Origin of the sequence: Pedobacter gandavensis (genome assembly GCF_032677645.1) — a bacterium.
In the GTDB taxonomy this organism is placed as follows: Bacteria; Bacteroidota; Bacteroidia; order Sphingobacteriales; family Sphingobacteriaceae; genus Pedobacter; species Pedobacter gandavensis_A.
In genome coordinates, this window is record NZ_JAVTSB010000010.1 from 242,337 (window position 1) to 258,020 (window position 15,684).

Below are 15,684 nucleotides of genomic sequence, written 5' to 3' on the forward strand. Positions count from 1 at the left end.
TAAAAAAAAGGCTTTACTACCGATTACTTTGGAGATTCGGTAGCAAAGCCTGATCTGGCAAAAGCCATATTTATTAAACGCCTTTACCTACGCTTACCGCTTTTTGATAGCTTTCGATAAGTGATTGATAAGGAGGCATTACTTTTGAAAATGCGTCAGCAAATTCCAGGGCATCCTCACGTTTCCAGGTTTTCTGAATCTCACTCAATACGGCAACCGTACTGATTGGTATCACATCGGCCATTGCCAAACGAGTCATCGTAATTTGTGTAGACAATGGGCTCATGTCCCCTGAAGCATCGATTACTGCGAAAACGTCGAAACCTTCTGCCTTAGCAGAAATGGCTGGAAATGCCACACAAACACTAGTTAACACTCCTGCTATGATCAATTTCTTTCTCCCTGATTTCCTAACGGCTTCGGCAAAAGCCGGTGTATCCCAGGCATTGATTTCACCATTACGGGGAATATATATGGCATGTGGAGCCAGTTCATGAATTTCAGGCATCAAAGGGCCATTTGGTCCATTCGGTTCTGATGCAGTAGTGAATACCGGAATATTTTCAACTGCGGCTACTTTTGCAAGTGCAGCAACATTGTTTCGTAGCGCCGTTACTTCGATGTCTTTAACGGTTTGGAATAATCCACTTTGGTGGTCGATCAAAAGAATTGCTACTTCATCCGAATTGATTCTTGTTAGTACTGACATAATCTTTAAATTTTAGTTTACAGTTTTTAGTTTAAAAGGGCTTTCAATTTCTTTTGATTTAGCTCCTGATTTTCAACACCACAAAGTTAGAGTGCCCCCGAAAAACAAACAATGGAGTAGATTAAGACAAATAGTTAATGTAGGTTAAGGAATTTGGATGGCTAAGGAATAGCCCTATGTTTTTCTATATTTATGGAAAATTTTAGCTGCTATGAATAACTGGTTTAAGCAAAATGGCCAACATCTGATGGTCATTGTACTTTTCTTTGGAATCACCTTTTTATATTTTAACCCCGTATTCTTTGGAAAAACGCTTGGACAAAATGATGTGACCAGGGCGCAATCGACGACTACCGAAATCAATCATTACCGGGAAAAGGGAGAAACGATTTTATGGACCAATCAGATCCATGGCGGGATGCCTGCCTTTCAAATCTGGGCTCCTTATCCCAATAACATGACCACCTGGTTGGTAAAAGCCATTAATTATTCTTTTCCGCAGCCGGTTGGAACTGTACTGGTATTACTATTGGGCAGTTATTTTCTGTTTTGCGTGCTAAAATTGAATCCCTGGCTCTCCGCAGCGGGGGCTATAGCTTTTACTTTCTCTTCTTATAACATCATATTATTCGGTGCCGGACATGCCAATCAGGTTGCTGCGATCTCTTTCTTCGCCCCTGTTGTTGCCGGTATCCTACTCATTTTTAGAGGTAAATACATTTATGGCGCAGCGGTAACGGCCCTATTTTTAGCGCTGGAGATCAGGGCTAACCATATCCAGATGACCTATTACCTGTTTTTAGCCATCTTGATTTTAGTGGGAATGGAATGTTATCATGCCGTAAAGTCAAAACAGACAACCGCATTTTTTAAGGCTGCCGGGTTTGCATTTGTTGCCGGACTACTGGCCCTAGCAGTGAATACTTCTTCTTTGTGGAGCACTTATGAATACAGTGCGGAGACCATCAGAGGCCATGCGAACCTGACGCAAAAAGTGGCTAAAACCAGTACCGGATTATCCAGGGAATATGCCTATCAATGGAGCCAGGGGGTGGAAGAGTGTATCACTTTCCTGATCCCAAATGCTTTTGGCGGCAGCTCCAGAGGAAATTCGGCAGCACATTCGAATGTGGTAAAAACGCTGACAGAAATTGGTGCTGATGCCAGTGAGGCGGATTACCTTTCTAAGTCGCTGATGCCTTCTTACTGGGGTGAAAAGCCTTTTACAGAGGGATCGTTTTATTTTGGAGCGGTGATCTGTTTCCTGTTTGTACTCGGCTTATTTATCGTCAAAAACCATATTAAATGGTGGTTATTATCTGTTGTGGTCTTAACGATGTTGCTTTCTTTTGGAAAAAACATGCCGCTGGTGTCGGACTTATTCTTCTACTACGCGCCATTTTACAACAAGTTCAGGGCAGTAGAATCGATCCTTGCTGTAGCCGGATTGTGCTTCCCGATATTGGCTGTGCTGGCGGTAAATGAATTGTTGCTGAATAAAGATAAAAAGGAGCTATTTAAACAGGTAAAGCTTGCTTTTTACCTGACTTTTGGGCTTTCCTTGCTGATTGCGATTATTCCTACCTTATTTCTATCCTTTAAAAGCAGCGACCATCAGTCCGTTGTGGCGCAATTTACCGAGGCACTTAAAATAGATCAGTCAACCGGAAACACCATTGGAAATGCTTTTGTGGCTGATAGAAAAGCAGCTGCGCAGGCTGACGCGATGAGGTCTTGTTTGTTTATTTTGCTTGCTTTTGCAGGGATTTGGGCCTATCTAAAAGAGAAGCTGAGTTTCAATATACTTTCCATTGCTTTTCTTTTTCTGATCTTAACAGATCTATGGGGTGTCGATAAAAGGTATTTAAATGAGGGTACTTTTATGGCGAAACAGGATACGGAGAAGCCACAGCTCCGGGAGGTGGATCGTTTTATTGACCAGGATAAAGATCCGGACTTTAAAGTGATTGACCTGACGCAAAGCATCATGAACGATGCCACTACCCCCTATTTCCATAAATCTATAGGCGGTTATTCGGCGGTACGTCTGAAGCGATTCGATGAGGTTATCGAAACACATTTCAAGAAAACCGTTAACCTGGATATTCTGGGCATGATGAACACCAAATACCTGATTATTACAGATCCGAACTCCCCAAAACTGATTGCACAGTTGAACCCGGATGTTTGCGGTCATGCCTGGTTTGTCAATAAGATCCAATATGTAGCTAATGCAGATCAGGAAATGGCGGCTATAGGGACATTTAAACCTAAAGAAACGGTGGTGATCGACGAGCAGTACAAGCCACTGGTTAAAGCGCAAGAACTAAGCGCTGTTCCTGCCTCCTCCGGAACGATTAAACTGAGCCGTTATTTCCCAGACCGCATGGTTTATGAAAGCAGTTCGCCACAAGCCAATATTGCCGTGTTTTCGGAAATCTATTACAATAAGGGTTGGAAAATGTTCATTGATCAGGTAGAGCAGCCCTATTTCAGAGCAAATTACCTGTTAAGAGCAGCGCATATTCCGGCAGGGACACATCAGATCGAGTTTGTATTTCATCCTGCTTCTTATTATACAGGAGAAATCATTTCTCTGATCGCTTCGATTGTGCTGATTATCGGCTTATTGCTGGCGGGATATCTGGGTTATAAAGAACGAAAAACAGCTAAATAACCAATTCGGATAAACTCATAAGTATACACACCAAAGCCTTTAAATCTGCGGATCTAAAGGCTTTGGTGTGTAATAAAAGCAGGTTAAATTTTTCTTAGGTTCAATTAAAAAGTATGCGGGTGATAGTCATTCTCTACCGTTCCATCTTCATACAATTTCAACATGGCATAGCCCGGAGGCGTTTCCAGGTAATAACCTGGTCCGGCGGATTCCGCATCCCCTTTTCCCCACCAGAAACCACTCATTGCGCCATTACAGCAATACAGCACCCCATTATAACTGGTATGATCGGACATATGGTTATGCCCACTTAAACAGACCTTCACCTTATCACGATGTTTATAAAACAAGTCTTTTAACTTCTTACAATCCGAGTGACCACCACCTACCAGAACCTGCGTAGTTCCTAAAATCGGATAGTGAGACATTAACAAGGTTGGCGTACCTGGAGGCAGTTTTTCCAGATCTTTCTCCAGCCAGGCATACTGTTCCGGGTCTAAGGAAATGTCCTTATTATTCCCGTCCAGCACAATAAAATGCCAGTTCTTCTTCGTAAATGAATAATATCGGTTTGGGATTTTAAGTCGTTTCACCACATAGTTTTTCCCGTACATTTCATGTTCTTTAGAAGGTGCTTTCCACCAGGAATCATGATTTCCGATACAGCTATGGATTTCATACTTATCGAGTGATTTTATACAGTCGTCCCAGATCCCCCATTGCTCAATCACCTGATCATGTACTACATTATCGTAAGAGGCATCATTAATGGAATCGCCACCATTAAGGAAGAAATCGGGTTTATGTTTAGTAACGATCTGGTTTAAACACTGTTTAAATCTTGCAGGCGCATTCTCTCCTGCTCTGATGTGCACATCGGTTATGTGTGCGACAGTTAGTGCCGGTTTTTTACCTTTTTCCCCTTGTTTTTCCGGGTTTAAGGCCAGTGCCGGCAAACCACCGGTTACCACTGCGCCAACAGCCAATCCGGCTGCTTTCAGTAAGGATCTTCTTTTTAGTTGTGTCATTATTATGGTTTCATTTTAGGTGTTTACAATTAAACAGAACAACAGACTGGTTACCAGCCAAATATTTGCTTCAGATTTTTATTTAGGAGCATCTGTTTTTGTGGAATCGGGCGATAATAATACTTAGGTTCTTCGAATTTACGTTGGAAAGCTTCTGTGACGATATTTCCCCCATTCTGACCATTTTTGAGGTAGACGGTAGTTTCAGTTCCGAACACACCGGTCAGGTAATAAGAAAGGGTGACTCCTAAGGAGTTCTTTTCCTTATGATCTTCATCAGGAATCGTCTGTGAACCATCGATTAATATAATATCTTCAATGCCATCGCCAGTTAGGTCAAACTTCCCTAATCCGGCGAAATACATCCCCTCCGGACTTTTGGTTAGTAGTTTACCAGCTTTCCAGCGCATCAGGTCATCATATCTAAAGTCCTCAAAAGCGAACTCTACCCTACGTTCTCTTCTGATTTCGAGGATTAGCCCTTGATTGGCTTCGAGATTACCAAACTGTTGTAAGAGTACAGGATCAGGATTTCCGTTTGCCAGGGCCATATTCAAATCTGGTAAACCGGCTCTTTTTCTAAGCAGATTCACCGTAACATCTAGTTCAGACTGGCTTAATGTACCGAGTTCTGCTAAAGCTTCCGCCCTGGTCAATAGTACTTCCGCATAGCGGAATACCGGAAAATCGACCCCGGCAATCACGTTATTGTCATTACTGTTTACATAACCTTTTAGCTGATGATAACCAGTAAAGTTTTTATTTAAGCGTTGTACATAGGGTTTGCTATCCGGAACACGAATCCAACCCGGGTAAGCTATAGTTTGCGACAATCGCGGATCACGGTTTTCGAACTCCTTTACAAATCCAAACTGCTCATGGTTAGGAATCGCGTTGTAACGACTGCCATCTTTCATCAGGTAAGCTTCGATCAGGTCTTTTGCAGGAGCCTGCTCATACTCCCCAAATACAGTTCCATTCACATTCTGACCTATGCCTTTCGCCTGATCAAAAACATTAACCAATATCATTTCCGGATTCTGCGATAAATCCTGACTGTTAAACAAGGTTCCATAATCACTGGCAGATTTCCCGGTATTATAGATAGAGAACTTGTTTGCGGCGATGATTTCTCCGCTCACTTTAGCGGCAGTTTCTAAAAACTGATTGGCAGAAGCTTTTAAATTCAGTTCCGTATGGTACTTCCGGTAAGTCCCCTCGTACAATGCTGCTCTGCTATAAACCACAGCGGCAGCCCATTTCCCAGGTGTTCCTGAAGGCACCTTTTCCCTTACATTTTTATAAGCGTAATCCAGGTCGGCCATCACGCTATCCATGACTAATGCGCGGGGATCTTGTGGTTTAATCAGATCTGCATCTCCCGGATTCAGGGTTTTTGAATACCAGGGCACATCAGAAAAGCGTTTCACCATACCCAGGTAAAAACCAGCACGGTAATATCTGGCTAATCCGGCATAGTGCCTTTTGGCCTCATCGCTAATTTTCGCTTTATTGTAGTTTTCCAGGAAGTAATTGATATTGCGGAGTCTCGACCAATCCCAACCCGAGGTGATATTCTGGGCAGTGGCATTGCCTCTCATGATATTTTTAATCTCTACTGCGGCAGTAGTGGACGTATTATCGCTACTTTGATCGTTTAAATAAGTGCCTCTATCCGGCATCGATAACAAGCCATTGACATAAAGAGCCAGGTCTTCTTCGGTATTAAAGAAAAGATCCGGAGAAATAGAGGTCTGCGGAAAACGATCCAGGTCTCCCTTTTTACAGGCGCCCAATCCAATGGCCAACGCTGCAAACATGATATATATATTCTTTTTCATGATGATTTCAAATGATGATTAATACGTTGTTAAAAGTCAAGGTTTAAGCCAACAGCATACCTTCTCTGGAAGGGATATGCCCAGGCACTTGTGCTTTGATTGATAGACTCCGGATCGATGAATTTCTTTATGGCAGAAAATTCATACATATTTTCGCCAGATACATAAACGCGCAAACGGTTTATCCCGTAACGTTTGGTTAATGTTTTAGGCAAGGTATAGCCCAGCGTTATGTTTTTAATCCTCAGGTAAGCACCGTTTAACAGGTATTTGGTTTGTGGAATATCCAGACCGCCACCAGCATTGGCATCTGCCAGCCAGGATTGCATCACCGGATATTGGGAATCTAAATTCACATCCGCCAGTCCCGCAGCGATATAAGAAGCGGAGTGTTTTGCTCTTTGTTCAGGAGAATCTGCTACCCCTCTGTAGAAGTCTAAATTCCATGGATATACGTTTGCGTAAGGCTGCTGATAAGGACCCCAGAACAGGTAATGGTGTGGGTAAAAATCTCTTTTTAATACGCCCTGCATGAAAATAGAAAGATCGAAACCATTCCAGTCCATATTGATATTTGCACCAACACTATAGCGATCTGTGGTATTTCCGATTACTTTAAGGTCTTTCGGATTATCGGAACTTAAACCTCTTTCGATCTTATGATCACCATTGAGGTCTTTATATTTTGGCCATCCCGGAACAATATCCAGGGCTCCCCATGGTACAATATCCTTTTGATCTAAGGCCGCAATTTCTGCTTTATCTTTAAAGAAGCCATCACTCTCCAGTCCCCAGAGCTCGCCGATGGTTTGTCCGACGCGGAAATCGGTAAACAAGTTTTGAGCATTGGTAAAGCTGGTGATTTTGGAACGGGAATCGGAAAGGAAAAATTTAGTACTGAAGTTAAAAGATTTAGCTGCGATATCGAAGCGGTCACGGTAAGTAACCGATAATTCCCAGCCTTTGGTTCTTAAATCTGCGACGTTTTGTTTTGGCGCACCGGTTCCAATCACACCCGGCAGCTCTTGTCCGGCTACCAGCATGCCTTTAGTATCACGGATATAATAATCAAAAGTGATCAGGAACTTATCCTCCATTAAGCCGATATCTGTTCCCAGATTCAGCGTTGATACGCGTTCCCAGGTATAGGTCTTTGGGTCGATGTATAATTTCGGAGCTTCTTTAATCACCGGACGTATCGAACCATCGATCAGATATTTAGAATTCTCAGTTGGTAGGGTCTGGATATAATCGAAGTTACCTACGTTCTGATTGCCGAGGTTACCATAGGTTGCCCTTAATTTAAGGACAGATAACACTGGTGCTAATGGTTTCAGGAAGTCCTCTGAACTTGCAATCCAGGCAAAGGAAGCGGAAGGAAAAAAGCCCCATCTACTGGCTACCGGGAAGCGTGATGAACCATCATAACGTCCGGTTCCTTCCAAAATATAGCGGTCTTTATAGGTGTAATTTATCCTACTGAACACACTATTGGTTGCATAAGCATTATAATCTGCTTCAATGAGCGCTTGTCCGGTAGTTAAGCCAATAAAAGGAAGCGAAGAAGACATCAGTAAATCGCGTTCGGCATTTACAGTGGAGTAATCGTAGATCTCCGAGTTATAGCCAACCATAGCGCTGAAGGCATGATCACCGATGGTTTTCTTATAGGTAGTGTATAAGTTAAAAGCCGAATTGGCCAGATAATTATTACTTTCTCTGACATAACCATTACCACCTTCCTCTCTGATATCGCCGGGACCGTAACCTATTTTAAATTTCTTTGAGTCTTTATGGTATCTCCAGAGTTCTCTTTTAAAGGAAGCATCACCATTTACTTGCAATTCTCCATTAAAAAAGGTCGCAACAGCGCTGGTTACGTTTTGAAAACCAAACATATTACCGGTGTTTCCACCCCCATCTACCAGCCTGGCAGCCAATCTTCCGGCATTTGTATTTGCCCAGGTACCGTCCGGATTTTTAGCCACATCAGTTGGTTTCAGGTAATAAAGGTCTCTGATATCTGTAAGGGGTTCTTCGCGTTTAGTTTGATAAACGTTAAGGTTATTGTCTAATCTAAGCCAGCTTAAAGGAGAAAAGCCAACTCTGGTACGTAAGCCATACCTACTCCAGTAATCCGGAGCCAGCTTGTTTAAACCATTGTCTTTTGCATAATCCGCAGACAAGTAATAGGTTAATGGTTTATCATTAATTTTTGCCCCTCCAGATAAGGAAACCGCATGACTCTGAGAGATACTCGCATCATTAAAGAAATAGCTATACCAGTCGTTATTACCCATATAAGCCCATTTTGCTTTATCCGCAGGGTCTAAACGGGTATCCGGAAGGGAAGGATCATCAGATCTTTCTTTCGCCCATTTATAATACTCATCGGAAAAGTTTACATAATCCCATGGCGTATTGTCGGTGGCCGTTTCTAATACTCTGGAAAAGATATAAGGATCGGTTACCGGTCTGGCCAACACCGTTGGCTTGCCCCGGGAAGTGAACGTATTGTAAGTAATGACTTGTTTACCTGCTTCTCCTTGTTTGGTGGTGATCAAAATCACGCCAAAAGCAGCTCTGGCCCCATAAATAGCAGAAGAAGCGGCATCCCGTAATACGGTAAAAGAAGAGATATCTGAAGGATTTAACCTCAGCATATCGTCGTTACTTGTAGCAGGAATTCCATCAATGACCACCAATGGGGAACCACCATTTACTGAGGTATAGCCCCTGATATTGATCTTGGGAACCGAGCCTGGCGCACCACCGGCATAGGAAATACTTAATCCAGGGCTTAATCCCTGCAAGCCTTGCATCACATTGGCAACCGGTCTGGACTCGAGTTCTTTTCCGGAAATCTGGTCGATGGCTCCTGCGATGTTGATTTTCTTTTTAGAACCAAATCCGACCACCACGACTTCATCAAGGTTGCCGAAATCGGGGGTTAAGGTTACATTTAACTGGGTTTTCCCATTCAGGGATCTTTCTTCTGTTTTATATCCGATATAGGAAAAAACAAGGATTGCTTTAGGATCTACGTTAGCTAACGTATACATCCCATTTCCGTTAGTACCGGTCCGGTTGGCCGTTCCTTTCACACTCACATTAACTGAGGGAATAGGCCCTTTGGTTTCGGCATCCTTAACTTCACCTTTTACAGTGATGTTCTGAGCGAAACCGCTTGCCCCAAAAAGTAGCAAGCAAATCAGTAGTAGATTTCTTTTCATAATTACAATAAGATTTTAGGTTGGTGCTTTCTTTGGATTGGTTTTGTAGATTGATTGGTTAGTTCATTTGGTTGGTTTGGTTGGTTTGGTTCATGATATTGTCTGCTGCGCGGCAAAGATCTACTAACAATATTAACAGGAAGTTACAAATAAATTAATTGAACATACATTCAATTTAAAATAAATAATTTGTGAAGACGGTTTAGTTTTCAGTAATTTGGAGCAATCAGAAATTCCACATGGGCAGAAAAAGTCTCAAAGAGACCAGACAATTAGAAATCATAAAAATCTTTTATAAAGTGGCCAAGAAAGAGGGTTACGAAAACACCTCAATCGCGAAGATAGCCAAGGTGATGGACATCAATCCGAGCCTGATCATTCACTATTTTCAAACCAAAGAAGAACTCACTTATGCGCTGATTGATTACATTCTTGACCGGTATTTATTGATTTATACCATTAAGAATAAAGAAGCCGTGACGCTTGCGGACTTACACAAAGTGATTGAGATGCTTTTTTCCAAGAAGTGGAACTTGCTGTTTGATGATGGGTTATTTTACACCTTTTATGCATTGGCATTTCGGGAGAAAAAGATCAAGGCAAAATACAAGACTATTTTAGATTCACTGCGCCTTGCTTTGGCCACGATGATTGAGCAATGTCATGAAAAACAACTGATCAAGGTTCCGGATGCAAAAACGGCAGCAGATCTGATCTTTGTATTGGTGGATGGCGCCTATTTCTATCTTTCTTTGGAAAGCGATAAAAAAGCTTATGCAGAAAGACTGGAATACTATAAAGGCAAAGCTTATTTTATTTTAAGTGGCGCCTGGACGCCTTAATCCTTTTCGGAGACTCTATTTAATTTAACAGCCTGCCTTACTTTTAAGCGCCTGCCTACCGCATAAATCCCAATAAACACCCAAAGTAGATTGGCTACTGCATTTGGCATATCACTACTTTGCAGTGCTGAGGTTACTAAGCATAATCCCCCGATGATGTTTAGTGCCTGAAAGTTCAGTGATTCTGAGGTCAGCACCTTTAAACTCAACAACAAATAGCCAAGTGTACATAAAATAACGCCGAGCCAGCCTAGCCCCGTGATTACAATTTGAAACATAATTCCCCCTGTTTTTAATAGTTAGCAAATTACCAGTTTTTTTATAACCAGCGCATAATTGCCTGGAAACTTAATACTGGCTTATGATTTTTAGCCTCCGCATTATCAAATCGTTAAGTTATACACTAAAATAATACAATTTTGCAAAAGCAAAAACCAGCAGATAATTTCTATATTGGCAGCTTCAACGAAAGCTTTCAGAATGACCTTGCAGGAATCCCTTAGATTCTTGTGGATTCCAGCCGTCCGCGAAGATTTACTAAAACAATTAAGATGAAAATATTTTGGAGTTTTAAACCTCAAAACACCGCTTTGCTTGCCTTAGCACTTCCCTTACTGATTTCCCAATTAAATGCAGGAGCAGTAACCATACCCCTTACTTTACAACAAGTTATACAGAAAGACCATAAGATCATTTCTGCGAAAAAGATTAGTCCGACTGTGATTGAGATCGTATTTTCTGACCAACAAAAGTTAACATTTGACTTCTACGGTGATCAGATTTTCAGACTTTTCCAGGACAATAATGGCGGGGTAATGAGAGATCCGGTAGCTAAACCGGAAGCCAAAATTCTGGTAGAAAACCCAAGAAGAGCAGTTGCAAAATTAAATCTGACGGACGAAAACAACCTGATTACGATTGCTACCGATAAAATTTCGGTTCAGATAGATAAAAACACGAATCTTTTAAAAGTAATTAATCTGGCCAATAACACGGTTGTTCTGGAAGAAGCGGCACCTGTTCGTTTTGAAAAGAATGAAGTGATTTTAACTTTTAAAGAAACACCAAAAGAATATTTCTACGGTGGTGGTGTTCAGAACGGTCGTTTCTCCCACAAAGGAAGAGCGATTTCCATTGAAAACCAGAACAGCTGGACGGATGGCGGAGTAGCCTCCCCTACGCCTTATTACTGGTCTTCTAACGGTTACGGCCTGTTATGGCATACCTTCAATAAAGGTAAATATGATTTCGGAGCGAAAGAAAAAGGTATTGTGAAGTTATCACATGACACCAATTACCTGGATGTATTTCTAATGGCCAGCGATGGTGCTGTTCCTCTTTTGAAAGATTTTTATCAATTGACAGGAAATCCGGTATTGTTACCGAAGTTCGGTTTTTACCAGGGGCATTTAAATGCGTATAACCGCGATTTCTGGAAAGCAGATGAAAAAGGAATGCTGTTCGAAGATGGCAAACATTATAAAGAAAGTCAGAAAGACAACGGTGGAATCAAAGAATCCTTAAACGGAGAAAAAAACAACTACCAGTTTTCTGCACGTGCGGTAATTGATCGTTATAAAAAGAACGACATGCCTTTTGGCTGGTTGCTTCCAAATGATGGTTACGGCGCTGGTTATGGTCAGACGGAAACGTTAGACGGTAACATTCAAAACCTGAAAAGTTTAGGCGACTATGCCCGTAAGAACGGTGTAGAGATTGGTTTATGGACACAATCAGACCTTCATCCTAAACCAGAAGTTTCTGCGTTATTACAACGTGACATCCTGAAAGAGGTAAAAGAAGCTGGTGTTCGCGTCTTGAAAACAGATGTGGCCTGGGTTGGTGCCGGATATTCTTTCGGACTAAACGGTGTGGCCGATGTGGCGCAAATCATGACTAAATACGGCAATGACGCCCGTCCTTTCATCATCTCTTTAGATGGTTGGGCAGGAACACAACGTTATGCAGGCATCTGGTCTGGTGATCAAACCGGTGGTGTTTGGGAATACATTCGTTTCCATATCCCTACTTACTTAGGTTCTGGCTTATCAGGACAACCAAACATCACTTCTGATGTAGATGGTATTTTTGGTGGTAAAAATGTGGCGGTAAATATCAGGGACTTCCAATGGAAAACCTTTACGCCGATGCAATTGAATATGGACGGTTGGGGATCAAATGAAAAGTATCCACATGCTTTAGGGGAGCCGGCTACTTCTATCAACCGTACTTATCTGAAGTTAAAATCGGAGTTGATGCCTTATGCTTACAGTATTGCAAGAGAAGCGGTAACAGGTTTACCAATGATCAGAGCGATGTTCCTGGAATATCCAAACGCTTACACACAAGGTCCGGCAACCCAATATCAGTTTTTATATGGTCCTAATTTCTTAGTTGCTCCGATTTATCAGGCGACTAAATCTGATGAGAAAGGCAATGACATTCGTAATGGTATTTACCTTCCTGAGGGTTCATGGATTGATTATTTCTCCGGAGAAAAATATGCGGGTAATGTGATCCTGAACAGTTTTGCAACGCCAATCTGGAAATTGCCGGTATTCGTTAAGAACGGTGCAATTATTCCATTGACTAATCCGAATAACAATGTAACGGAAATCAACAAAGCTGTTCGTATTTATGAGGTTTATCCAGCGGGAAAAAGTTCATTCACAGAATATGATGATGATGGGACTACAGAACAATATAAATCAGGTAAAGGTGCTTCCAGTTTAATTGAATCGGAAGTAGACAAAAAGAACCGTGCTACGGTAACAATCCACCCTGCAACAGGTGATTTCGATGGTTTTGTAAAAGCGAAAGCGACTGAACTTAGAATCAATGTTTCGCAGAAACCTAAGAAGGTTTTAGTGAAAGTTGGCAAGGATAAAATCAAGTTAACGGAAGTTAATTCGATGGCTGATTTCTTAAGCAAAGACAATGTATATTTCTATGATGCTGCTCCGAACTTAAATAAATTTGCGACTAAAGGAAGCGAGTTTGAAAAAGTAGCGATGGTTAAAAACCCTCAGTTACTGATTAAAGTAAGCGCGACTGACATCACGGTAAATCCGGTTGTTGCCACGATTGAAGGCTTCAAATTTGAGCCGGTAGATCAATTGCGCATCTCTACAGGAGCTTTAACTGCTCCGGTTAATGCAATGGTGACCGAGAAAAATAAAGAAGCTTATACGTTGAAACCAACCTGGTCGAAAGTAAACCATGCAGATTTCTATGAAATTGATTTCAATGATATGCATTATACGACGATCAGAGATACTACTTTGTTGTTTGATGGTTTAACTGCTGAAACTGCTTATTCTTTTAAACTGCGTGCGGTAAATAAAGATGGTCAATCGGCATGGACGGAATTTAATGCAACAACGAAATCTAACCCACTGGAATTTGCGATTCAGGGCATCACTGCTCAATCTACCGCAGCTGATCAGGAAGGTTCTGAAATCACGCAGTTGTTCGACTTTGATGAAGGTAATAACTGGCATACGAAATGGGGTGTAAATGCCTTACCATTCGAAATGGTCATGGACTTAAAAACCATCAACCAGCTGGATAAATTCCATTACGTTCCACGTTCCGGAAGAGGAAATGGTATCATTCTAAAAGGTCAGGTATTCTATAGCAATAACAATAAAGACTGGACGCCAGTTGGTCCGTTTACCTGGGCAAATACAGATGAGGTGAAGGTATTTAACTTCCCTACGCATCCATCGGCCCGTTATATTAAAATGGCGGTTACTGAAGGTGTTGGTGGTTTTGGTTCTGGTAGAGAATTGTACGTATTCAAAGTTCCCGGAACAGAGAGTTACTTACCTGGAGATATCAACAATGACCGTCTGATCGACAGAAATGACTTGACTTCTTACATGAACTATACTGGTTTAAGATCAGGTGACGGTGATTTTGAAGGTTATATCAGCAATGGTGACATCAACAAAAACGGATTGATCGACGCTTATGATATTTCATTGGTAGCGACAAGAATCGATGGTGGTGTGAATATGGATGCTAAAATTGATAAGGTTGCCGGTAAACTGGCTATCAGCACTGCAAAACAGGACTATAACAAGGATGAAATCATCGAGGTTAAAGTGAAAGGAAATAACCTTAAATCTGTGAATGCTTTAAGCTTTGCCTTACCATATAATGCTGCTGATTACGAATTTGTGAGTATTCAACCTTTGAACGCGAAGCACATGGAAAACATGACTTACGATAGGTTACATACCAACGGTAAGAAAGCTTTGTATCCTACTTTTGTGAACTTAGGTGACAAAGAAGCTTTAAACGGTAGTACAGAATTGTTTATCATTAAACTGAAAGCTAAACGTAAGTTGAAGTTTGACCTTAAAGCCATTGATGGTTTATTGGTTGATAAAAACCTGAATAGCGTTACTTTTTAAGCTTTTTAACTCCTATTAATCAGGCCTCTGACCTTTGATAAGTTATCGAAGGTCAGAGGCCTTTTCATTTGCAGCTTAATTCTTTCAAAAAAAAACACTAACTTAATATACCCAATAGCTAGCTGATTCCTCAAATGTTTTCGTGAAAGAATAACCTCAAATCCATAGTGTAATGAGCATTTCAAAACTTCTGATGATCTCCTTCCTGGGGATAACTGGTTTAGTTGCCTGTCAAAACAAAACTAAATCACCAAACGAACTAGAAAAAATCGAAATTGACAGTACAGATGTACTTTCTGAAAAGGTTTTAACAGCTGCACAACAGGCTGCATTAAGCCCTGACAGCGTCATATCCATTCTAAAAAAAGGCAATGAAGAGTTTGTTTCCGATGCCTTAACCATTCGTAATAATACGGTTAGAGTTCGTGAAGCGGCACTTGGACAATACCCTAAAGCCGTTATTCTATCCTGTCTGGATTCCCGCGTACCTGTGGAAGATGTGTTCCACCGGGGACTTGGAGACCTCTTCGTGGCCAGAGTAGCAGGGAATATTGTAAACGAGGATATTTTAGGAAGTCTGGAATATGCCTGTAAAGTATCCGGTTCAAAAGTGATTGTTGTGCTGGGTCACGAACATTGTGGCGCGATAAAATCAGCAATTGACGATGTAAAGCTCGGTAACATTACCGCTTTACTCTCCAAAATTCGTCGTGCAGTAACCACAGATGCAACATTCGAAGGTGAAAAAACCAGCGCAAATAAAAGCTATGTTCATCAGATTTGCCTTGAAAATATAAAGCTTAGTATCCGTGATATTAGAGCGCATAGTCCTATTCTAAAAGAAATGGAGGCCAAAGGTGAAATTAAAATCGTTGGGGCTATTTATAAAATGGAAACTGGTAAAGTAGAGTGGAACTGACCTCCTGAATGGGTTAC

Annotated in this window: 9 protein-coding genes; 4 read left to right on the forward strand and 5 right to left on the reverse strand. The window is 41.5% G+C overall.

What is annotated here, in order from left to right; all coding sequences use genetic code 11:
• Positions 1-73: 73 nt before the first annotated feature.
• Positions 74-709, reverse strand: coding sequence for an isochorismatase family protein (locus R2Q66_RS17690; RefSeq protein ID WP_316751455.1), 636 nt, complete (start codon positions 707-709; stop codon positions 74-76).
• A 211-nt stretch (positions 710-920) separates the two neighbouring features.
• Here R2Q66_RS17690 and R2Q66_RS17695 point away from each other — a divergent pair, with 211 nt between their 5' ends.
• Positions 921-3,386 carry a YfhO family protein gene (locus tag R2Q66_RS17695; RefSeq protein WP_316751457.1) on the forward strand — a complete coding sequence of 822 codons (2,466 nt, stop codon included), beginning with the start codon at positions 921-923 and terminating at the stop codon, positions 3,384-3,386.
• Positions 3,387-3,490: 104 nt separating this feature from the next.
• On the opposite strand, the gene R2Q66_RS17700 is transcribed toward R2Q66_RS17695, so the two are convergent.
• The 3 genes from R2Q66_RS17700 to R2Q66_RS17710 are packed head-to-tail and all read right to left on the reverse strand — an operon-like array spanning position 3,491 to position 9,488.
• Positions 3,491-4,414: a metallophosphoesterase family protein gene (locus R2Q66_RS17700; RefSeq protein WP_316751460.1), complete on the reverse strand. Its 924-nt coding sequence runs from the start codon at positions 4,412-4,414 to the stop codon at positions 3,491-3,493.
• A gap of 50 nt (positions 4,415-4,464) precedes the next feature.
• On the reverse strand, positions 4,465-6,255 hold the full coding sequence (locus R2Q66_RS17705) for a RagB/SusD family nutrient uptake outer membrane protein (RefSeq protein WP_316751462.1): 1,791 nt from the start codon (positions 6,253-6,255) through the stop codon (positions 4,465-4,467).
• 29 nt (positions 6,256-6,284) lie between these two features.
• Positions 6,285-9,488: a TonB-dependent receptor gene (locus R2Q66_RS17710; protein ID WP_316751465.1), complete on the reverse strand. Its 3,204-nt coding sequence runs from the start codon at positions 9,486-9,488 to the stop codon at positions 6,285-6,287.
• Between the two features lie 239 nt (positions 9,489-9,727).
• Between R2Q66_RS17710 and R2Q66_RS17715 the strand changes: the two genes are divergently transcribed.
• Positions 9,728-10,330: a TetR family transcriptional regulator gene (locus tag R2Q66_RS17715; RefSeq protein ID WP_316751467.1), complete on the forward strand. Its 603-nt coding sequence runs from the start codon at positions 9,728-9,730 to the stop codon at positions 10,328-10,330.
• Here R2Q66_RS17715 and R2Q66_RS17720 read toward each other — a convergent pair.
• On the reverse strand, positions 10,327-10,608 hold the full coding sequence (locus R2Q66_RS17720) for a CBU_0592 family membrane protein (RefSeq protein WP_316751469.1): 282 nt from the start codon (positions 10,606-10,608) through the stop codon (positions 10,327-10,329). The two genes, R2Q66_RS17715 and R2Q66_RS17720, sit on opposite strands and share 4 nt — an antisense overlap.
• Before the next feature lie 273 nt (positions 10,609-10,881).
• Between R2Q66_RS17720 and R2Q66_RS17725 the strand changes: the two genes are divergently transcribed.
• Positions 10,882-14,748 carry a TIM-barrel domain-containing protein gene (locus R2Q66_RS17725; protein ID WP_316751471.1) on the forward strand — a complete coding sequence of 1,289 codons (3,867 nt, stop codon included), beginning with the start codon at positions 10,882-10,884 and terminating at the stop codon, positions 14,746-14,748.
• A 172-nt stretch (positions 14,749-14,920) separates the two neighbouring features.
• Complete coding sequence (locus R2Q66_RS17730) at positions 14,921-15,667, forward strand: carbonic anhydrase family protein (protein ID WP_316751473.1); 747 nt, start codon at positions 14,921-14,923, stop codon at positions 15,665-15,667.
• The last annotated feature ends 17 nt before the right edge of the window (positions 15,668-15,684 follow it).